The sequence below is a fragment of the Longimicrobium sp. genome (assembly GCF_036399255.1).
Lineage (GTDB): Bacteria > Gemmatimonadota > Gemmatimonadetes > Longimicrobiales > Longimicrobiaceae > Longimicrobium.
In genome coordinates this window covers 51105-70739 of sequence record NZ_DASWNM010000087.1, presented here as the reverse complement: position 1 = coordinate 70739, position 19635 = coordinate 51105, and the positions used below count along the sequence as shown (strand labels likewise).

At 68.8% G+C, this 19635-nt stretch carries 18 protein-coding genes; 3 read left to right on the top strand and 15 right to left on the bottom strand.

Annotation, left to right across the window (positions count from 1 at the left end):
* Positions 1-191: 191 nt before the first annotated feature.
* Positions 192-632, bottom strand: a complete 441-nt coding sequence (locus tag VGC13_RS15260) for a hypothetical protein (RefSeq protein WP_331126126.1) — start codon at positions 630-632, stop codon at positions 192-194.
* A 417-nt stretch (positions 633-1049) separates the two neighbouring features.
* On the opposite strand from VGC13_RS15260, the gene VGC13_RS15255 reads away from it, so the two are divergent.
* The gene (locus tag VGC13_RS15255; RefSeq protein ID WP_331126125.1) at positions 1050-2039 is read left to right on the top strand and encodes a hypothetical protein; all 990 of its coding nucleotides are present in this window, start codon (positions 1050-1052) and stop codon (positions 2037-2039) included.
* Positions 2040-2256: 217 nt separating this feature from the next.
* Here VGC13_RS15255 and VGC13_RS15250 read toward each other — a convergent pair whose 3' ends face one another.
* Both VGC13_RS15250 and VGC13_RS15245 read right to left on the bottom strand, forming a co-directional pair.
* Positions 2257-2466, bottom strand: coding sequence for a hypothetical protein (locus VGC13_RS15250; RefSeq protein WP_331126124.1), 210 nt, complete (start codon positions 2464-2466; stop codon positions 2257-2259).
* Positions 2467-2676: 210 nt separating this feature from the next.
* Positions 2677-2901 carry a hypothetical protein gene (locus VGC13_RS15245; RefSeq protein ID WP_331126123.1) on the bottom strand — a complete coding sequence of 75 codons (225 nt, stop codon included), beginning with the start codon at positions 2899-2901 and terminating at the stop codon, positions 2677-2679.
* Positions 2902-2995: 94 nt separating this feature from the next.
* On the opposite strand from VGC13_RS15245, the gene VGC13_RS15240 reads away from it, so the two are divergent.
* A complete protein-coding gene (locus tag VGC13_RS15240; RefSeq protein WP_331126122.1) occupies positions 2996-3751 on the top strand; it encodes a phospholipase D family protein in 756 nt (251 codons plus the stop codon).
* Between the two features lie 89 nt (positions 3752-3840).
* Here the strand turns inward: VGC13_RS15240 and VGC13_RS15235 are convergent, their stop codons facing one another.
* From VGC13_RS15235 to VGC13_RS15180, 12 genes are all read right to left on the bottom strand, one after another.
* Positions 3841-7023: an efflux RND transporter permease subunit gene (locus tag VGC13_RS15235; RefSeq protein ID WP_331126121.1), complete on the bottom strand. Its 3183-nt coding sequence runs from the start codon at positions 7021-7023 to the stop codon at positions 3841-3843.
* A gap of 426 nt (positions 7024-7449) precedes the next feature.
* The gene (locus VGC13_RS15230; RefSeq protein WP_331126120.1) at positions 7450-8613 is read right to left on the bottom strand and encodes an efflux RND transporter periplasmic adaptor subunit; all 1164 of its coding nucleotides are present in this window, start codon (positions 8611-8613) and stop codon (positions 7450-7452) included.
* An 89-nt stretch (positions 8614-8702) separates the two neighbouring features.
* On the bottom strand, positions 8703-10124 hold the full coding sequence (locus VGC13_RS15225; RefSeq protein WP_331126119.1) for a TolC family protein: 1422 nt from the start codon (positions 10122-10124) through the stop codon (positions 8703-8705).
* Positions 10125-10978: 854 nt separating this feature from the next.
* Positions 10979-12544: a S8 family peptidase gene (locus VGC13_RS15220; RefSeq protein ID WP_331126118.1), complete on the bottom strand. Its 1566-nt coding sequence runs from the start codon at positions 12542-12544 to the stop codon at positions 10979-10981.
* A gap of 120 nt (positions 12545-12664) precedes the next feature.
* Entirely contained in the window at positions 12665-13120 is a 456-nt protein-coding gene (locus VGC13_RS15215) for a hypothetical protein (RefSeq protein ID WP_331126117.1), read from the bottom strand.
* 92 nt (positions 13121-13212) lie between these two features.
* Positions 13213-14352, bottom strand: coding sequence for a pyridoxal phosphate-dependent aminotransferase (locus VGC13_RS15210; protein WP_331126116.1), 1140 nt, complete (start codon positions 14350-14352; stop codon positions 13213-13215).
* Positions 14349-15425, bottom strand: coding sequence for a succinyl-diaminopimelate desuccinylase (gene dapE / locus VGC13_RS15205; RefSeq protein ID WP_331126115.1), 1077 nt, complete (start codon positions 15423-15425; stop codon positions 14349-14351). The genes VGC13_RS15210 and dapE overlap by 4 nt, the downstream gene beginning before the upstream one ends.
* A 26-nt stretch (positions 15426-15451) precedes the next feature.
* Positions 15452-15733, bottom strand: coding sequence for a hypothetical protein (locus VGC13_RS15200; RefSeq protein WP_331126114.1), 282 nt, complete (start codon positions 15731-15733; stop codon positions 15452-15454).
* A 130-nt stretch (positions 15734-15863) separates the two neighbouring features.
* On the bottom strand, positions 15864-16160 hold the full coding sequence (locus VGC13_RS15195; protein WP_331126113.1) for a hypothetical protein: 297 nt from the start codon (positions 16158-16160) through the stop codon (positions 15864-15866).
* A gap of 27 nt (positions 16161-16187) precedes the next feature.
* Entirely contained in the window at positions 16188-16598 is a 411-nt protein-coding gene (locus VGC13_RS15190) for a hypothetical protein (protein WP_331126112.1), read from the bottom strand.
* Positions 16598-16894 (bottom strand): hypothetical protein, encoded by a 297-nt coding sequence (locus tag VGC13_RS15185; protein WP_331126111.1) that lies wholly within the window; start codon positions 16892-16894, stop codon positions 16598-16600. Before VGC13_RS15185 ends, VGC13_RS15190 begins: the two co-directional genes overlap by 1 nt.
* Positions 16895-16969: 75 nt before the next feature.
* Positions 16970-17785, bottom strand: coding sequence for a 2,3,4,5-tetrahydropyridine-2,6-dicarboxylate N-succinyltransferase (locus tag VGC13_RS15180; protein ID WP_349264219.1), 816 nt, complete (start codon positions 17783-17785; stop codon positions 16970-16972).
* A gap of 221 nt (positions 17786-18006) precedes the next feature.
* Between VGC13_RS15180 and VGC13_RS15175 the strand changes: the two genes are divergently transcribed.
* Entirely contained in the window at positions 18007-18681 is a 675-nt protein-coding gene (locus tag VGC13_RS15175) for an SCO family protein (RefSeq protein ID WP_331126109.1), read from the top strand.
* Positions 18682-19635 lie beyond the last annotated feature (954 nt).

The window sequence follows — 19635 nt, the reverse complement described above, 5'->3', positions numbered from 1 at the left end:
CGCAGGGCACGGGATCGTCGGCGAATGGGGATCGCGACAGGATTGGAACCGGCTGACAGGCTGTGGCGGCTCCTGGCGACGACTTGGTTGCGTAGCGGTGCCGGCAACCAGATGCGCCTGCATGGATCAAAGGCCGGACTTCGTCGCTCGTCTCGCGTTCAACCGTGGAGCCTTCGCGGGCCGTCGACCGCTCAGCCGAAGAGCCGGCGCCACCAGGGTGTACCCGTCGCGGCGTCGAACGTCCGGATTGCATCACGCTTGCGCTTGCGTTCCGCTTCCTGCGCGGCCATCTCCCTCTGCACGCGTGCCGTCTCCGATACGCCCACACGGCGGCCCGCTTCTTTGATCTGCTGCGTTACCTCCGCAAGCATGCGCTCTACACCTGCTCGGTCCGCCGGACAGGGCGAAGCCTGGACGTAGTATTTCACATCCGAGCCCCAGCCGGTGTGATAGTACTCGGCCCTGTATGCGAATTTGCGCTCGGTGCGAACCCGCCTGAACGCATGCATCCACTCTGACGACGGCGAGTAGTTCAAGCGGATCATGAGGGTGGGAATGCCCGTCGCGGCCGTTGTTCGACGGCTCGCCCGTGCATCGTACGACCCGGTTGGGTAGTGCGTCTGCGTTCCCATGATCCGTTCCGGAGCGCGAGGAGCAAAGCGAGGCGGCGTACTATGATTCGGGTTCTGATCCGCGTCAAGCAACGCGTGATCACTCCGCGCATGCGATCCCCATCCAGACGGAAGCGGCGCGCTTCCCTCCGGGAGCCGCGCCGCTTCGTCTGCATCCAGCCATGCGCCAGCCGCGCCGGCCGTGCGTCGACCGTCAGTCCGCCGTGACCGGCTCCGCGTCTCGGACGGCGGGGCCAACGAGCCAGGCGACGCAGGCGGGCGGTCCGGGTCGTCCAGCAGGGTGTGCATGACCGGTATCACAAGCCGTGTATGCAGAATTCTGGATGAACGTCTTTCGGCGGGCTTGCATTCCGAAAGTGAGCGGATGAAAGTTTTTGGACCACGCTCCACAAACCCTCCTGCTAAAGGTCCGGAAACATGAAGCGCATGTTCATCCCGTTCGTGGTGGTCGCGTTGGCCGGAACGCGGTCTCCGACGGCAGCCCAGGAGTTCCGGTTGACACAGGTTGTTGAAGCGCCCGTCGAAGACGATACCACGACCGCCCGCCGTCTGCGGGAACTCGCAACCAGAACGGACCCCGCGAGTCTGGCCGAGGCGGCCAGACTCGCTTCCGAACTCCGCGCCCAGCAGTTGGAGAATGCGTGCCGCGCCTTGTTCGTGTCTGATACGGCCAAGAAGTCTTCCCCAAGCGTGTGGGCAATGTCTACCAGACGCGCAGCCTGTGTATGGGGAGCGGAGGGAATCACCGGACTGGATCAGGCGACAGTCACGGCTGGTGACCAGACAGGTGCAATCTATACCGATTTGGTAACGACATATTTTGGTCCGTTTCGCGCCAACGTCGGAACCATGGTGTCCTCCACAGGAAGCGCCGGAGAAAATGATGATGACGACGACAATGATGTGATCGATGCGCGGGAAGCGATTCAGCGGCTCGTGGCGGGAGGAGGCAACGTCGTTCTGGGCGTGCAGCTGCCCGTGCTGCGTTGGTATGCACCTTCTGCGAACGGATTCGACTTCGTGATTGCGGGGCTTGGGCGGGGCGCTACCGACGTCGAAGCACTGGGTGCAGAGCCGACGAGTGCCAACACCAGCTTTGCGCTTGCGCTGGACGGGCGCGTGCGGATCATGAGCAATGACAAACAGCTTCAACTGTTCGGATACGGAAAGGTCGAGGGGATCTGGGGAGGTGAGTCATTGTTCCCTGCGTTCGAAGAAGAGCCCACGACCACGCAGACCATCGATGGACCAAAGAACTTCCAGTACGGACGGGTTTCAATCGGCGCTTTCCTCTGGAACATAGTTCGCGTCACTTACACTACCTATCCCTGGTGCAACGCGTGCGGCGATACCGGCCTCTCCGGCCAGGCAACCGTGACGCTGCAGAGGCAACTGGGGCCGAACTGAGTATGTAGAAGGGGAGGAGCGAAGCGGCGCGGCCCCTCGGGAGCCGCGCCGCTTCGTCTTGCATCGAGCTGATCCGCCAACTGCGCTGTCATGCGCGTCGTCAATCTGCTGCCACTGGCTCGGTCGCGGCCGGCGGGACCGGCGTGCACCACGCCGGGGGCGTAGACCGGGTGCGGCCGGCGGCGCAGGCTGGCTCAGAGTACCGCGGCGGCCGTGATCAGTAGCAGGTGCACCCGAGTTCCTGATCGCAGTACGCGTACATCCCCACCGCGCCACAGTCTCGACGGCAAGCAACCATTTCCGCATACGTCTGGCAGTACGCCTGTTCGGCTTCCGTCTGGGCGCTCGCGAACGCCTGGCTCACACCGAACCCGAGCGACAGCAGCAGTCCTGCACCGAACAACGACGATTGAATGTTCCGCTTCATGGCTCCTCCGTACGTGGGGATCTCGCCTGGGACAGCCGTTTGCCTCCGGCCGTCGCGCAAACCGTCGGTCCAATGCGCGTAGCTTGCGCCATATACGGTATGGCGCCCACGCGCGTCTGTCCAGACAAATGAGAAACGGCGCGGCTCCCTCGGGAGCCGCGCCGCTTCGACTTGCATCCAGCCGTCCGCCAGCCGCGCGGTCCGCCGCCGTCAGTCCGCCGCGACGGGCTCCAGGTCGCGGGCGGGGGCGGGCGCCGGGCGCGGTGCGTGGGCGTGATGGCTGGCACCGCGGCCGCGGCGCAGGCGGGCGGTCAGGTCGTCCAGCAGCGTGTACACCACCGGCACCACCAGCAGCGTCAGCAGCGTGCTGGTGATGAGGCCGCCGATCACCGCGCGGCTACTCGCTCCCTCGCCCAACAGGATGGTCAGCGGCACCATTCCGTTCCGGGAACACTTGATTCGCGCCACTTGTGCGCGGTAGACTGTTGGTCCGAGGTTTACCGCCCATGAAATCCCATCCTTTCGACAGATGCCTACCTTCCTGACAACGCTTAACACTTCCTCTCACATCGAGCACGTAATCCAGCAGAGCCAGCGGCGTGTCACACTCATCACTCCGTACCTCAAGGTAAACCAGCACCTCCTTGAACGGTTGCGTGATGCGGACCGAAGCGGCGTGGAGATCCAGCTGGTGTACGGAAAAAACGAGCTGCGCACAGATGAAATGAGCAAGGTGCGTGAGTTGAGGGGGTTGAAGTTGTACTTTCTGGAGCACCTGCATGCCAAGTGCTATGCCAATGAGCGTCAGATCATCATCAGTTCGATGAATCTCTATGAGTTCTCGGAGAAGAACAATCGAGAGATGAGCGTGCTCCTTTCGGCCGAGGATGGGGAAGCGTTCGCGGCGGCACAACGGGAGATCCAGTCGATTATCAACGCGGCTACGCTCCAGCAGCCAGAAGGGCGCATTGTGAATGCGCTGCGTTCATTCCTTACAAAGCCCGCAGCCGCGAGCCCCGCGAGCACCTCGAGTCCAGCGCGCGTGGCGACGCCGTCTGGGCCGAAGAGACATAACGCCGGTACGTGCATCCGGTGTGGGGATGGCATGCGCTACCAGCCACGCACACCATTGTGCGACGACTGCTACGGCTCGTGGGCCGCGTGGGGAAACGAGGATTATCCGGAGAAGAAATGCCACCGCTGCGCAAAGCCCGCGAACGTCAGCAAGGGCCGGCCTCTCTGCCCTGAGTGCTTCCGCCAAGACCCGTTCACCCGGGCTGCATAGAGACGAAAGCGGCGCGGCTCCCGCGGGCGCCGCGCCGCTTCGACTTGCATCCAGCCGTCCGCCAGCCGCGCTCGCGCGGTCCGCCGCCGTCAGTCCGCCGCGACGGGCTCGAGGTCGCGAGCCGGGGCGGGCGCCGGCCGCGGCGTGTGGGCGTGGTGGCCACCCGCGCGGCCGCGGCGCAGGCGGGCGGTCAGGTCGTCCAGCAGCGTGTACACCACCGGCACCACCAGCAGCGTCAGCAGCGTGCTGGTGATCAGCCCGCCGATCACCGCGCGGCCCATGGGGGCGCGCTGCTCGGCGCCTTCGCCCAGCGCCATGGCCAGCGGCACCATGCCAAAGATCATCGCCACCGTGGTCATGATGATGGGCCGCAGCCGCACGCGCGCCGCGGAGAGCAGCGCCTCGCGCCGGCCCATCCCCGCCTCGCGCTGCTGGTTGGTAAAGTCCACCAGCAGAATGCCGTTCTTGGTCACCAGGCCCATCAGCATGATGATGCCGATCATGGTGAACACGTTCAGGTTGCCGCCCGTCAGCAGCAGCGCCAGCGCCACGCCGATGAAGGAAAGCGGCAGCGCCAGCATGATGGCCAGCGGCTGCAGGAACGATCCGAACAGCGACGCCAGGATGATGTAGATGAACACCACCGCCATCCCCAGCGCCGCCAGCACGTAGCCCTTGGTTTCTTCCAGGTTCTGCACGTCGCCGCGGAACACCGTGCGGTAGCCGCTGGGCAGGTTGGCCGCGTCCAGCGCCTTGCGCGCCTCGGCCGCCACGTCGCCCATGGCGTAGCCGGGGAGCACGCCGGCGCTGATGCTGATCTGCCGCTCCAGCGACGACCGCTCGATCTGCTGCGGGCCCATGCCGGGGCGCACCGTGGCCACCTGCGACAGCGGGATCATCGCCGTCCGCCCCGTGGTGGGGTCCACCGAGCTGCCGGGGACCACGATCCCCGCCACGTCGCCCGCGCTGGTGCGCACGCTGTCGGGGTAGATCACCACCACGTCGTGCGAGTAGCCCTGCTCGTCTTCCCACTGCGTGGCGCGCTGGCCGGTGAACAGCGGTTGCAGCGTCTGGGCGATGCTGCTGATGCCCACCCCCGCCGCCCACGCCTGCTCGCGGTCCACGTCCACGTCAAGCTGCGGGATCTCGCCTTCCTGGCTGCTGGTGGGCTCGGCCACGCCGGGCACGCTCTGCAGCACCTCCATCACCTGCTCGGCCGCCAGCTTCAGCCGTTCCTGCTCGGGCCCCTGCACGTTCACCTGGATGGGCTGGCGAAAGCCGCCAAAGATGGTGGGCGTGCCGGTGATGTTGGCGCGCACCCCGGGCACCCCGGCCAGCTTGCGCCGCAGCTCGTCCTGGATCTCGGCCTGCGTGCGGTCGCGGTGCTCCTTTTCCTTCAGCTTCACGAACACGCGGCCCGTGTTGGGCGTGCCGCGAAAGCCGCCGCCGATGGACATGTAGGTAAAGTCCACCTCCGGCATCGACCGCAGCACCGTGGCCAGCTGGTGCCCGCGGTCCACCGTGTACTCCAGCCGGCTGCCGGGCGCCACGCGGAAGTTGACGTTGAACTCGCCGCCGTCGAAGTCCGGCACCCAGGTAAAGCCCAGGCGGGGGATGATGAGGCCGGAGGCGATGATGCACGCCGCCGCAAAGCCCACCACAGTCTTGCGGTGGTCCAGCGCCCACCCCAGCCAGCCGGGATAGCGGTCCGCCACCCGCTCGAACCAGTCGTTGAAGCGGCGCGCCGCCCGCTGGATGATGTTGCCGCGCTTCCGCCCGGGTCCGTGGTTCTCCACCTCGGGGTCCGGCCACACGCTGCTCAGCATGGGGTCCAGGGTAAAGCTGACGAACAGCGACACCATCACCGCGAACGCCACCACCACGCCGAACTGAAAGAAGATCAGGCCGATCTGCCCGCCCATGAAGGCCACGGGGATGAACACCGCGATCACCGCCAGCGTCGTCGAAAGCACCGCCAGCCCGATCTCGCTGGTGCCCTCGCGCGCCGCCCGGTAGTGGTCCTTCCCCATCTCCACGTGCCGGACGATGTTCTCGCGCACCACGATGGCGTCGTCGATCAGCAGGCCGATCGCCAGCGACAGCGCCAGCAGCGTCATCGTGTTGATGGTGAAGCCAAAGATCCACATCCCGAAGTACGCCGAGATGATCGAGATGGGGAGCGCCAGGCCGGTGATGATGGTGGACCGCCAGCTGTTCAGGAAAAAGTAGATGATGGCGATGCACAGCACCGCGCCCAGGATCAGCTCGTGCTGCACCGACGCCAGCGACTCGCGAATGCGGCGCGAGTCGTCGCTCACCACCGACATCTTTACGTCGCTGGGCAGCTGCTCCTGCAGCTCCGCCACCGCCGTGCGCACGCGGTCGGCCACCTCCACCGTGTTGGATCCGCTGATCTTCAGGATTTCGACGCTGAGCGCGCGCCCGTCGTTCAGGTAGCTGGCGCTGCGGGCCTCGGCCGTGCCGTCCACCACGTTGGCCACGTCGCCCAGGCGCACGGGCACGCCGTTGCGCACCGCCACGGTGATGTCGCGGAAGGTGCGGGGATCTTCAACGCGGCCGGTGATGCGCACCAGGCGCTCCTGGTCGCCGCGGCGCACGCGTCCGGCGGGAACCTCCTGGTTCTCGCGCTGCAGCGCCTGCATCACCTGCGGCGGGCTGATGGCGTAGGCGCGCATGGCGTCGGGGTCCAGCTGCACCTGGATCTGCCGGTCGGTGCCGCCGATCAGGTTTACGCCGCCCACGCCGGGAATGGCCTCCAGTCGGGTGCTGATCACCTCGTCCGCCAGCTCGGTGAGCTCGCGCATGGGCCGGTCGCCGCTCTGCACGGCGATGGACATGATGGCGCGCTCGTTGGGATCGAAGCGGATGATGACCGGGTCCTCGATGTCCTCCGGCAGCTGGCGGCGCATCCGGGCGATCTTGGACTGCACCTCCTGCTGGGCCTCCATCACGTTCACGCCCAGCTGCAGCTGCACGCGCACCAGCGAGCTGCCCTCCAGCGAGGTGCTGGTGATCTCCTGGATTCCCTGCACGGTGTTCAGCGCCTCTTCGATGGGGCGGCTGACTTCGCGCTCCATCACCTCGGGGCTGGCGCCGGGGTAGGAGGTCTGCGCCACCACCACGGGGTAGCTGACGTCGGGGTACTCGTCGATGGCCAGCCGCCGGTAGCCGGCGATGCCCAGCACGACCAGCGTCACCATCATCATGGTGGCGAACACCGGCCGCTTGATGGATACGTCGGAGAGGAACATCCCGCGTCTCCCGATGATCGGGTGGAACTGAAGAAAAAGCTTCACGCGTGCCGGGCGGACCGATGCCCTCACGCCGTCTGGTCTACGTGCCCGGCTTTACGGACTCCAATCCGACAATCGCGAGCGCTTCGAACGGCGATCTGCCGGCCGCAGCGCCCCCTCCGCTCGCCTAGGCTCGCACCTCCCCCAAAAACCCTGGGGGAGGTTGGTCGTGGCCGACACTCTGGCGGTTCGCATCAAGTGTCGAACTGCATCCGACAACGCCCGCTCTCCGAACCAGCCTCGCCGAAGCGGCCGGAACTCCGCCGAACCCCAACCTCCCCCGGCAGTTTCGGGGGAGGTGCGAGCCTAAGCGAGCGGAGGGGGCGCCGGCGGGCGCAGACCGAACCCTCCGATCCGCCGCCGGAAATCCCTACCGTCCGCCCGTCAGCGCCCGCCCTTCTGTGCGCCGCCCTTTTCCGGGCCGCCCTGGCCGGCCATGCGCACGGCCATTCCCTTGCCCAGGATGCCCACGTTGCCGACCACGACCTGGTCGCCTTCCCCCACGCCGCTCAGCACCTGCACCAGCCCCTGCGCCTCGTCCTTCAGGCCGACGGTGACGGGGGCCACGTCGATCTTGCCGTCCACCACGCGGTAGACCACCTGCCCGCCGCCCTCGGAGCCCTCGCGGACGGCGGCGGCGGGAAGCACCATCACCCCGTCCAGCACGCGGCTCACGATGCGCCCGCTGGCAAAGGTCCCGGCGCGCAGGCGGCCGTCGGGGTTGGGCACCTGCACGTAGACAGTCACCGAGCGCGAGCCGGGATCCACCGAGGGGCTGATGCGCGCCACGCGGCCGGTGAACTCCGATCCGTCAGCGACGAAGCGAACGGACTGGCCGGGGCGCACGGGGGCCGCGGCGCGCTCGGGGACGGCGGCGGCCAGCTCCAGCACGTCGCCGCGGACAATGGTGAACATCGTCGTGTTGCCGTTCACCCGCTCGCCCGGGTTCACCATCCGCTGCTCGATGACGCCGGAGGTGGGGGCCAGCACGCGCGTGTCGCTCACCTCGCGGCGGGTGCTGCCGGAGCGCGCCTGCGCGGCGGAAAGCCGGGCCCGCGCGGCGGCGACGGCCTGCTGGGCCACGCGCACGTCGCGCTCGGGGATGGCGCCCTCGCGCAGCAGCTCGTTGTTCTGCTCAAGCGTCCACTCGGCGGTGCTCAGCTCGCTGCGCGCGGCGGCCACGTCGGCGTCGGCGCTGCGGGCGTTGCCGGCCTGGTCGCCGGCGTTGAAGCGCGCCAGCAGCTGCCCCGCGCGCACCGCCTCGCCCTCGCGCACGTACACGCCCTCCAGGTCGCCCTCCAGCCGGGCGCGCACTTCGGCCCGCTCCAGCGGCTCCAGCGTGCCGGTGACGGGGATGGCGTCCTCCATGGAGGTGCGCGTGGGCGCGGCCAGGTCGGTGGCCGCCAGCGTCACGCTGGGCCCGCCGCCCGGCCGCCCGCCACCCGAGCCGCCGCCGGCCGCATCCGCCTCGCCGCCGCACGCCGCGGTGGAAGCCAGCACCGCGGCCACCGCGGCCGCCCGGAAAGAAACACGCAGATCAGTCCGCATCGATCGATCAGAAGTCAAAGCTCAGGAATGGCGACAAGGCGCGGACGTCCATCCGCCCTCCATCCACCACTTTCGTACTCACGCACCCGTCAGGGTGTCGGCAGGGGCCGGCCCAGCGCCCGCGCCAGCTCGGCCGTGGCCAGGTACAGGTCGAACGTCGCGCGCGCCTCGTTCGTGCGTGCCGTCAGCAGGGCCAGCTGCGCGTCGCTCACGTCCAGCTGCGTTCCCAGGCCGCGCGTGTAGCGCAGCGAGGCCAGGCGAAACGCCTCCTCGGCCTCGGCCACCGTCAGCGTGACGGTGTTGAAGGTGGCGCGGGCGCGGGCCATCTCGGTGCGGGCGCGGGCGGCGGCGGCGCGGGCGTTCTCCACCGCCTGCGTCGCCTCCAGCTCGGCGATGGCGGCCTGGGCGCGCACCTGCCGCAGGTCGTTGCGGGCGCGGTTGCCGTCCCACACGGGCCAGCTGAGCGCCAGCTGCAGGGAGCGGTCCGAAAACCATCCCCCGTTCTGCTGCGTGCACACGCGGCCGGCCTCGCTCCCCGCGGGGCAGTCTACCGTGTCCAGCCCGCCGGGCCGCACGGGAATGCTCCAGTCCAGCGGAAAGGCCTGGTAGCCCTGCACCAGGTTCACCGAGACGGTGGGGAGCCGCGCCGCGTTGGCCGCGCGCACGTTTGACTCGCCCGCGCGCGCCCGCAGCCGCGCCGCGCGCACGCTGGGCAGCGCCTCGAGCGCGGCGCTGTCGGCCACGGCGGCGCCGGCCAGCGCCTCGGCCGCGGCGCGGACGGTGGCGGCGTCCAGCTGCGTGCTCAGCCGCAGCGGCGCGTCTTCGGGCAGGTTGGTCAGGCGGCGCAGCTCCAGCAGCGCCAGGTCGCGCTCGCCGCGCGCGGCGATGGCCAGCGGCTCCAGGTTGGCGCGCTCTACCCGCGCCCGCAGCACGTCGTAGCGGCTGCCGCGTCCGCCGGCCTCGAACTGCTCGGCCTGCCGTACGCGGGCCTGGGCCAGCACCAGGTTGGTGTCCTGGATGGCCACCAGCCGCTCGGCCAGCTGCGCGCCCAGGTACGCCTGCAGCACCTGCACGCTCACGTCCAGCTCCGTGGCCGTCATCTCGGCCGTGGCCGCGTCGCGCAGGCTGGCCGCGGCGCGGGTGGCGTTGCGGTAGCGGCCGCCCTGGAACAGGGGGACGCTGAGCGTGGCGTTGGTGTTGTAGGTGTTGGGCTGGTTGAAGATCTGCCCCACGGCCTGCGCGCGGGCGTTCTCGTACACGTGGCTGAAGGTGCTGCCCAGGCGCACGGAGGGCATGCCGGCGGCGCGGGCGCTGCCCACGGCGGCGGTGGCGGCGTCCACGCGGCGCGTGGCCAGCCCCACCTCTTCGCCTTCGCGCGCCAGCTGCAGCGCGGTGCCCAGGGGCAGGTCCAGCGTGTCGCCGCCCTGCGCGGCGGCGGGCGATGCGGCAAGCGCCAGCAGAACGAGCGCGGCCCGGTACGCCCGGGGCGTGCGTCGATGGAAGATCGGCATTCTTGAACTCTGAACCTCGGGGCCCGCCGCGTACGGCGGGCCGGGGTGCCGCGAAAAAGGCGAACACGGCCCGCCATGATGCAAAGCCGTGGAGCCTGCTAATTTAGCCGCAGATATGGACGGCTTCAACCCATCCGTCTGCCGCTTCAAAGGTTGGACACCGGGCGGCCTCGGAGCGTTGGGAGAGTCGGACAGGGAATAGGGAATAGGGAATAGGGAATAGGGAATAGGGAACAGGGAACAGGGAACAGGGACAGGGACAGGGAACAGGGAACAGGGACAGGGACAGGGAAACGGAGTCCACGGAGTGAAGTCGGTCCGACGCGCCCTTCGACCACCGTGTCATTCTGAGGAAGGCGCCTCTCCGATCCCTTCCGAAGCGCGCAGAAGCCCTGCGCGCCGACCGAAGAGTCTCCTTCGGAAACGGGGGCCCCTCGCGCCCGAACCCAGCCGTAGCCGACAGGACCGTGCGCCCATCCGGCAGATTCTTCGGTCGGCGCAACGGGCGATGGTGCGTCTGGATAGGACCGGGCGCGCGCCTTCCTCAGAATGACACCGATCCGCAGGATTCGATCAGACTCGTTTCCGAGAACGGGCGGGGCCCGTGCGAAAACCAGCCGTAGCCGACGGGACCGCGCGCCCATCCGGCAGATTCTTCGGTCGGCGCAACGGGCGATGGTGCGTCTGGATAGGACCGGGCGCGCGCCTTCCTCAGAATGACACCGATCCGCCGGATGACACGACGAGGCCCTCTTCCGTGCAACGGAAGAGGGCCTCGTCCGAGATCCAGGGGAACGGGAGTCCCGCTATTCCCTATTCCCTATTCCCTATTCCCTATTCCCTATCCCCTGCCGTTACCGCCGTGCCCGCTGCTGCGCCAGCTGCACCGCCGCGTACAGGTTCACCACGCCGCCGGTGTCCGACAGCTCGGCAAAGCTCACGCGCTCGTCCTCGGTGCCGGGGCGAAGCGTCTGCCCGGTGTGGCGGATGGCGCTCTCCAGGATGATCTCGCGCACCTGCTGCGCCGTCAGCTCCGGGAAGTACGACAGCAGCGTGGCGGCCACACCCGTCACCACCGGCGCCGCCATGCTGGTGCCGTCCTGGCGGCCGTACTCCGCGTCGGTCAGGGTGGCCAGGATGTCGACGCCCGGGGCAAAGACGTCGACCTTGCCGCGGCCGTAGTTGCTGAAGTCGGCCGCCAGGTTGTCGGCGTGCCACGACGAGGCGCCCACCTCGATCCAGTTGCTGGCCCGCCCGCCGCCGGCGTACTCCGCGTTGGGAAAGTTGCCCGCCGAGTTCAGGTCGGCGCCGTCGTTGCCGGCGCCGTGCACCAGCAGCACGCCCTTGCTCTCGGCGTAGCGCACGGCCTCGTCCACCACGCTCTTTTGCGGAGAGAAGCTCTTGCCGAAGCTCATGTTCACCACGCGCGCGCCGTTGTCGACGGCGTAGCGGATGGCGTTGGCCACGTCCTTGTCGCGCTCGTCACCGTCGGGCACGGCGCGCAGCACCATGATGCGCACCGCCGGCGCCACGCCGTCCACGCCCGTGCCGTTGCGCATGGCACCCACGATGCCCGCCACGTGCGTGCCGTGGTCGGCGTCGGGCCCCTCGACCTCGGCGTTGCCGTAGCCGCGCTGGCTGGGGTTTGCGTAGTCGTCTCCGATGACGGTGCGCGGGTCGAAGTCGGGGTTGTAGCTGTACTGCAGGCGGTCGCGCACCGCCTCGCCCTGCGTCTCGATGATGCCGATGGGGTAGCCGGCGGCCAGCAGGCGGCCGATGCCGTTGCGGGCGGCGATCACCTGGGGATCGCTGGTCTGCAGGGAGCGCAGGGACTCGACCGTGATCTCGCGGCCCTGCAGCGCCGTCCGCAGCGTGGCGGCCATGGCCGCGAACTGCTTGATGACGGCGTCTTCCTGCATCAATTCGTCCCGCTCGCGCTCGAACTGGGTGCGGACTTCCGCGCACGCAATGCCGCCCACTTGCGTGACGCCGGGGGCGCGGCAGGCGGCGTACAGGCGGGTAACCTCGTACGTGTCGTTGTCCACGTCGCGGCCGTCGCGCCCGCCCAGGAAGTCCCAGCCGTGCACGTCGTCCACGTAGCCGTTGCCGTCGTCGTCGCGGCCGTTGCCGGCGCGCTCGCGCGGGTTGGTCCAGATGATCCCCGCCAGGTCCGGGTGGTCCACCTCGATGCCGCTGTCGATGATGGCCACCACCACCGTGTCGCGCACCGGCCGGCCGGCCAGCAGCTCGCGGTGCGCGCGCTCGGCGCTGATGCCCGGAACGCGGTCGGCGGTGGGGTCGAGCAGGTGCCAGTTGGCCAGCGCGGTGTCGGCCATGCCGGCCTGCGCGCGCAGCGGCGCCGCGGGCAGAAGGGCGCCCAGCGCGAGCGCCGCGAACATCAGGGAACGAATGGGCTTCATTGCACGGCCTTCCAGAGTTGCCGGATGACGAATGGTGGGCGCAGTACCCCGACCGTTCACGAAAGAGCCTCAGTCTGCTAAAATTCTAACACTTCGCCGATCGAAACGGGATGGCGCGCGCTACGCGGCGGGCCCGCCGTACGCCGTCAGTGCGGCGGCCACGCGGCGCAGCAGCTCGGTATGGGCAAAGAGCACGGCCGGGTCGCGGTCGCGCACCTGCCCGTAGCGCACCGTCTCCGGCCCTCCGCCGTCGCCGTCCGCGGGGGCGGTGACCAGCGCGTGCGCCTGCCGCACGTAGCCGCGGGCGCCGTCCGCCGTCACCGGCTCGTCGCCGAACATGGCCTCGTCCATGGTGGCGACGAGCTGCGAGAACGGGCGCATCCACTGAAAGAACGGCTCCTGCAGCAGCGCGCCCAGGAACTCGGCGTTGTTCAGGGGCCCGTTGCGCGCCTCGTACACCGCGCGCTCGCTGTCGATGAGCGCCTTGTGCAGGCGCAGCAGCGCCTTGCGCACGTCGGAGAGGTGCTGGCGGACGGGGTCGGGCGGGCCCGCGCGGCGGGCCTGAAAAGATGACATCGGGTCGATGGACGGCGCGGGTGGCTGATCGAACGGTCTGCGTGGTATGCCGAAAGATCCGCGCCGTTCCGCGGAGGGGGGCCGTCCCGCCGCTACCCCTCCGCCGCGAACAGCTCCGCGATGCGCTCGATGCCCACCCGCAGCGCGTCAACCTCCGCCACCCACGACAGCCGCATCCACCCCTCGCCGCTCGGTCCGAAGGCCACGCCGGGGGTGGCCAGCACGCGGTGCCGCTCCAGCAGCGCCTCCGCCGCGCCGAGGGAGTCCGCCGCCCAGCGCTCCGGCAGGCGCACCATGCAGTAGAAGGCGCCCTCGATCGGCGCGTATTCCAGTCCGTGCGCCCGCATCCACCCCCCCACCAGCGCCCGCCGCCCGGCGTAGTGCGCCCGGTGCGCGGACAGGTTCTCCGCGTCCGCCAAGATCTCCATCGCCACCACCTGGCTGAACGTGCTGGCGGCGGTGTTGACCAGCTGGTGCACCTTGGTGGCGGCACTGATGGTCTTCACGTCGCCCACGAGCCAGCCCAGCCGCAGCCCGGTGAGCGCGTTGCTCTTGGAGAGCGACCCCGCCACCAGCGCGTGCGGCCACAGCGCGCCGATGGAGACCGGCGGCTCCGGGGTGTAGTACAGCTCGCGGTACACCTCGTCCGACAGCACGCGCACGGGCGGGCCGGGGCGCGCGGCCAGGCCGTCCGCCAGCATCCGCAGCTCCGCCGCCGGCCAGACGCGGCCCGTGGGGTTGTTGGGCGTGTTGAGGACGATCATCCGCGTGTCCGGCCCCAGCGCGTCCAGCACCCGCGCGGCGGAGGGGCGGAATCCGTCCGCGGGATCCATCGCCACCATCCGGTGCCGGATCCCCTCCAGCGCGCACAGCTTGGGATACGCCAGGTAGCACGGCTCCACGATCAGCACCTCGTCGCGCGCCGCATCGATCGCCGCCTTGAGCGCCAGGTACAGCGCCTCTTCGGAGCCGATGGTGACGACGGCGTTCTCCGCCGCGGCGCGGTCCGGCAGGCCCACGTACGCCGCGATGCGCGCCCGCAGCTCGGTGAGCCCGGCGTTCGCGGTGTAGGGCAGGCCGTGCGTGCGCACCCACGCCGTGGCCGCGTCGAAGGGGCGCGGGTCGGGGCGCAGCGTGGGCTCGCCCATCCCCAGGTCGATGTCGCCGGGTCGCTTGCGGGCGGCGATGGCGCGGATGATCGACGGCGCGATGCCGTCCAGCACCGGGTTCATCGCGCGAACCAGCGGCGAAGGGCGGCGTAGCAGTGCTCCAGCGAGTCGATGCTGGCCCACTCGTTGGCCTGGTGCGCCTGCCCCGTCTCGCCCGGCCCGAAGTTGACCGCGGGAATGCCGGCCATGGTGAAGCGCGCCACGTCCGTCCACGCCTGCTTGGGGAGCACCTTCAGCCCCTCGGCTCGACACCAGTCCACCAGCAGCGGATGGTCGGCGTGCACGTCGCCGGCGGGCGCGGTGTCGACGATCTGCACCTCGGCGTCGCCGCCCACCAGCGCGCGCAGCTCCGCCTCCGCCCGCTCGGCCGTGTTGCCGGGGGCAAAGCGAAAGTTGACGTTGATGTCGAAGACGTCGGGCACCACGTTGCGCGAGTTGTACGTCCCCGCCGTGGTGGCCACCATCACCTCGTAGAACGCCAGGTCGCCGAAGCGCACCTCGCGCCGGCCAAAGTCGCGCAGCCGCTGAAGGAGGGGGATCGCCTTGTAGATCGCGTTCTCGCCCTGCCAGGGGCGGGCGCTGTGCGCGCGGGTGCCGCGGACGGTGACGGTGGCGTGCAGCAGCCCCATGCAGCCGGGCTGCACCCCGCGGTCCGTGGGCTCCAGGATGAAGGCGAAGTCCAGCGGGGGCAGGATGCCGCTCTGCAGCACCGGCCCCAGCCCGTTCCCCTCCGCCGGCCCCTCTTCGCCGTCGTAGAAGATCCACACGGGCCGGGCGCGCTCCAGCGTGCGCCAGCGGTCCAGCAGCGAGATCATCACCGCCACGCCGGCCTTCATGTCGCTGGCGCCGCAGCCGTACACGCGCCCGTCGCGGATCTCGTACGCCTGGTCGTCGGCGCACTTCACGGTGTCCAGGTGCCCCACCAGCGCGATCGTCGGCTCCCCCGGCCGCGCGTCGCGCGCGAACGGCTCGCAGATCACCGAGTGCCCGATGCGCTTTACGGACTGGGCCCCCGCGGCCTGCACGCAGCGGTGCTGCACCCACGTGGCGATCTCCGCCTCGCTGCACGTCTCGCTGGGGATGCTGCACAGCGCCAGCGTCAGCTCCGCCAGCTCGTCCCGGATGGAATCAGTCACTCGGATGTTGCGATGGTGAGAATGGATCAGCGGCCCGGGATCGGCTCCAGGGCCGATCCGTCGGCCAAACGATAGTACCAGAAGTGCTTGTCGAGGGTGAAGACCTGGCGTAGCGAACGGGTTTCGGCGACCGCGACCAGCGATGCGTCGCCAAAGTCCATGGGTGAATCGTTGAACTTCTCCATCAGGACCTCTGCCCGGTCGATCTCAACCGTGGTCATGGGATGAATCAACAGATCCCCGCGCGAACGCATCTCCCATAGCAATGCCTGGGAGCGGTATCCACCCGCCTCGCCCACCATGTACATGGCCTCGGTAAAGCACGGCAGGGTGGTCAGCAGTGCCTTGCGAGGGAACGTCTTTGCACGTCATGGCAGCGGTCGTGATACGGATCGCGCCGATCCACGAGCGCGAGGAGGGGCCCCGCGTCCGTCAGGATCACGGATACCCCTCGCGATGCCGCTTCAGGAGCAGCTTGCCGTACTCCGATCCCGTGCGCTCGGACAGGCGAGCGCCGCCAGCAACGTGCTCGCCGCTGTCGATGGCGCCGATGTAGTAGGAGAGCTGGTCGGCCAGGGAGCCGCCCTCCGGGACCACCTCCGCCTCAGTCTCCGCGGCCACGGGCAGCAGCAGTCCAGTCAGCAGCGTTACGGCCAGCAATTCCGCCGTCGTACCCTGCCGCCGGGCAGCTTCATCGAGCGCTTGCTGCAGCCGGGGCGGTGGGATGATCGTCACGTTTCACCTCCTGGGCGTCGAAGAAGGTCAGCGGCCGGGGATCGATTCCAGCACGGAACCGTCCGCCAGGCGATAGTACAGAAAATGGCGGTCCAGCGTGAAAACCTGCCGGAGTGACTGGGATTCAGCGACCGCGACCAGAGACGCGTCGCCCAGATCCATGGGCGTATCGTGGTACTGGGCCATGAGTGCCTCAGCGCGAGAGACTTCCGCGTCCGAGAGGTCATGCAGTTGCACGCGCCCGGCGTTGCGAAGCCGCCAGAGCGCCGCCTGAAGCCGATATCCCCCTTCCCTGCCGAGCAGGTACATTGCCTCGGCAAAGCATGGCCACGTCGTGGTCATCGGCCCCCGGATCCCGTTCGCCGCGGACATGCAGGCAGCGTGGTGGGGGTCACCTTTGTCGAGGATCGCGAGGAGCGGCCCGGCGTCCGTCAGCATTACAGGTGGCCCTGCTCGCGCTTTTCGACCAGGATGTCCGTGAACCGCTCGCTCGTGCGTTCGGACAGGCGCGCACCGCCCGGAACGAAGTCCCGGCTGTCGAAGGCCCCCGCATAGCCTTCCAGGAGCTCCGCCAGCGAACCGGGGGGTGGTGCTTCACGCTCCTGCTGCGCAGGCGCGATCAGGTGCTGGCCGACCACGGCCAGCACGAGCGACTCTGGCGTGGTTCCCTTCCTGCGGGCCTCCTCGCCAAGTGTCTGCTCCCAGCCGGGTGGCAGATCAAGCATCATCGACATACTGCCTCCTGATTGCGCGTTGTGGTGCCTGTGCCCTGATCCTACCCGTATGCGCTCCAAACGTGCGACACTTCCTCACACCTGTACGTTGAACGTGCGGAGCACGTCGTTCAGCGAGGTCTTCTGGTCGGTGGACGCCTTGCGCTTGCCGATGAGCAGCGCGCAGGGGACGCCAAAGGTGCCCGCCGGGAACTCCTTGGGAATGGTGCCGGGGATGACCACGGAGCGCGCCGGCACCCGGCCGCGGGTGATCACCGGCTCCGGCCCCGTCACGTCCACGATGGAGGTGGACGAGGTGAGGACCACGTTGGCCCCCAGCACCGCCTCTTCCTCCACCACCACGCCCTCCACCACGATGCAGCGCGAGCCGATGAACGCGCCGTCCTCGATGATGACGGGCGACGCGCTGGGCGGCTCCAGCACGCCGCCCAGCCCCACGCCGCCGGACAGGTGCACGCCCTTGCCCACCTGCGCGCACGAGCCCACGGTGGCCCACGTGTCCACCATGGTCCCCGCGCCCACGTACGCGCCGATGTTCACGTATCCGGGCATCACCACGCACCCCGGCTCCAGGAAGCTGCCGTAGCGCGCCACGCCCGGCGGCACCACGCGGATCCCCTGCTCCTTCAGGTTCTGCTTGGTCTGGATCTTGTCGAAGAAGCGCAGGTCGCCGGCCTCCATGGGCTCCAGCGGGCGCAGGGCAAAGTACAGGAGGATGGCCTCCTTGATCCACGCGTTCACCCGCCACTCGCCGTCCACCTTTTCGGCGACGCGGATCTTTCCGGCGTCCAGCAGCGCGATGGTTTCTTCCACCGCCTGCGCCACCTCGCGCTCCTTCAGCCGCTCGCGCTCGCGGTACGCCTGCGAGACCAGGGTTTCCAGCTCGGCCATCTGCATCACGTCAGTGTGGGGGAATCCGTGCCCGGTGCGTGCGGCGCGGAACGTAGCCCGGCGCCCCGCGCGCGACAAGCAGAAGCCGGGCCGCCCGCGCGCGATCGCCGCCCCTGCGTCCGCCGGGAGGCGGGAGGGGTGATCCAAACGCCTCCGCGTGTTACATTTGCGCCGGCGCCGCGCATCCGCTACGCGGCGATGATCCCTTACCGGCTGGACGGATGGACTCGCAGAACAAGGCTCCCTCGCAGCGGCTGGCGCTGTGGACGTGCGTGGTGGTGATGGCGGCGACCGTGGTCGCGGCCGGCATCGCGGCGGCGCCCAGGCCCGCGCCGCGCTTCCACGGCACCACGTACACGGAAGCGGCCCCCGCCGCGGACTTCGCGCTCACGGACCACGACGGACGCGCCGTCTCGCTGCGCAGCTACCGCGGCGCGCCGGTGCTGCTGTTCTTTGGATACACGCACTGCCCCGACGTCTGCCCGCTCACGCTGGACCGGCTGACGCGCGCCCTGCGGTCCGCCGGGGACGTCGCGAAGGACGTGCGCATTCTGCTGGTGACGCTGGACCCCGCGCGCGACACGCCCGCCGCGCTCAAGACGTACGCCGCGCGCTTCGGCCCCGCGGTCATCGGACTGACGGGCGACAGCGCCGGGCTGGCAAAGGCGCGCGCGGGCTACGGCGCCTACGTCGCCGACGTTCCCGCGCAGCCCGCCGCCGGCCACGCGCATGAGGGGCACGGCGCGCCGCCCGCCTCCACGGTCCAGGCGCTCAAGACGGTGCACTCCGGCGTGGTGTACGGCATCGACCGGCGCGGCAACCTGCAGGTGGTCATCACCGAAGGCGCGCCCGTGGAGCAGGTCGCGGACGACGTGCGGACGCTCGCGCGGCTGTGATCCGGATCCGCGAAAGGATGGGGCTGATAGGGAATAGGGAATAGGGAATAGGGAATAGGGAATGGGGAATAGGGAATAGGGAATAGGGAATAGGGGACAGGGGACAGGGGACAGCCGGCAAGGGCGGGCCGGATGCCGCTACTGCTGGCTCAGAGGGTGTTGCCAACCTTCAAGCTCGCAACGAAGCGGTGACTTCCTGAGAGGGTGTTGCTAAACCTCAAATCCATAATGAAGCGGTGACTTCCTGAGGGAGCGCACCACGCGTAACCAGAAGTCACACAACAGATTGCGCGCGACCGAAGGACCTCGTCTCGGTGGCGCAGGGGCCAGATCAGGGCACGGAACCAGCCCCGTCGTTCTGCCGGCGAGATCCTTCGGTCGGCGCCCAAGTCCATCGTACCCGCAGGTTGCGTAGCGGCGCCTCCCTCAGGAAGTCAATCGCAGGGCGAGGTTTGGCAACACCCTCTCAGGTTCCGTGAGCAAGGGTCTGCACGGCAGGGGGGAAACTCACACGGAGTCAACGGAGTTTTCTCGTGCCGTTTCCTCTGCTCGCCGGCGCGGATGTCCGGGAAACGCGAGAAAGACGGATGCGCCGGGGAGATTGGAAACTTCCTGGGAAGTTGCCTCACGCAGGAGACGCGGAGAGAAGAAGTGTAGAGTCGTCATACCGAATCTCGCAGTCCATTGTGCACCCAAACTTCTACTTCCGTCTCACACGGAAGGCACGGAGAGAGCACGGAGGAGAAACCTGTCCTCTCGTCTTCTCCGTGTCCTCGGTGTGACGCCGAATCCGGGAAACAACACCTTCATGCGTACAGAGGAACAGAGTCAGACAGAGGAACCAGGCCGATATTTCAGCTCGCTTTCTCTGTCTGACTCTGTTCCTCTGTACGATTATTCTTTTTAAGGATCTGGTCTGAGGATGAGACGGCCTGTGGGAAGTGCACAATCGGG

Bases quoted from the DNA above. Each gene is read 5' to 3' on its own strand.
- VGC13_RS15240 (WP_331126122.1), top strand. From the start codon at position 2,996: ATGCCTACCTTCCTGACAACGCTTAACACTTCCTCTCACATCGAGCAC.
- VGC13_RS15260 (WP_331126126.1), bottom strand. From the start codon at position 632: ATGGGAACGCAGACGCACTACCCAACCGGGTCGTACGATGCACGGGCG.
- VGC13_RS15180 (WP_349264219.1), bottom strand. From the start codon at position 17,785: ATGGCCGAGCTGGAAACCCTGGTCTCGCAGGCGTACCGCGAGCGCGAG.
- VGC13_RS15215 (WP_331126117.1), bottom strand. From the start codon at position 13,120: ATGTCATCTTTTCAGGCCCGCCGCGCGGGCCCGCCCGACCCCGTCCGC.
- VGC13_RS15250 (WP_331126124.1), bottom strand. From the start codon at position 2,466: ATGAAGCGGAACATTCAATCGTCGTTGTTCGGTGCAGGACTGCTGCTG.
- VGC13_RS15190 (WP_331126112.1), bottom strand. From the start codon at position 16,598: ATGCTGACGGACGCCGGGCCGCTCCTCGCGATCCTCGACAAAGGTGAC.
- VGC13_RS15255 (WP_331126125.1), top strand. From the start codon at position 1,050: ATGAAGCGCATGTTCATCCCGTTCGTGGTGGTCGCGTTGGCCGGAACG.
- VGC13_RS15225 (WP_331126119.1), bottom strand. From the start codon at position 10,124: ATGCCGATCTTCCATCGACGCACGCCCCGGGCGTACCGGGCCGCGCTC.
- VGC13_RS15210 (WP_331126116.1), bottom strand. From the start codon at position 14,352: ATGAACCCGGTGCTGGACGGCATCGCGCCGTCGATCATCCGCGCCATC.
- VGC13_RS15175 (WP_331126109.1), top strand. From the start codon at position 18,007: ATGGACTCGCAGAACAAGGCTCCCTCGCAGCGGCTGGCGCTGTGGACG.
- VGC13_RS15185 (WP_331126111.1), bottom strand. From the start codon at position 16,894: ATGTCGATGATGCTTGATCTGCCACCCGGCTGGGAGCAGACACTTGGC.
- VGC13_RS15220 (WP_331126118.1), bottom strand. From the start codon at position 12,544: ATGAAGCCCATTCGTTCCCTGATGTTCGCGGCGCTCGCGCTGGGCGCC.
- VGC13_RS15200 (WP_331126114.1), bottom strand. From the start codon at position 15,733: ATGTACATGGTGGGCGAGGCGGGTGGATACCGCTCCCAGGCATTGCTA.
- VGC13_RS15235 (WP_331126121.1), bottom strand. From the start codon at position 7,023: ATGTTCCTCTCCGACGTATCCATCAAGCGGCCGGTGTTCGCCACCATG.
- VGC13_RS15230 (WP_331126120.1), bottom strand. From the start codon at position 8,613: ATGCGGACTGATCTGCGTGTTTCTTTCCGGGCGGCCGCGGTGGCCGCG.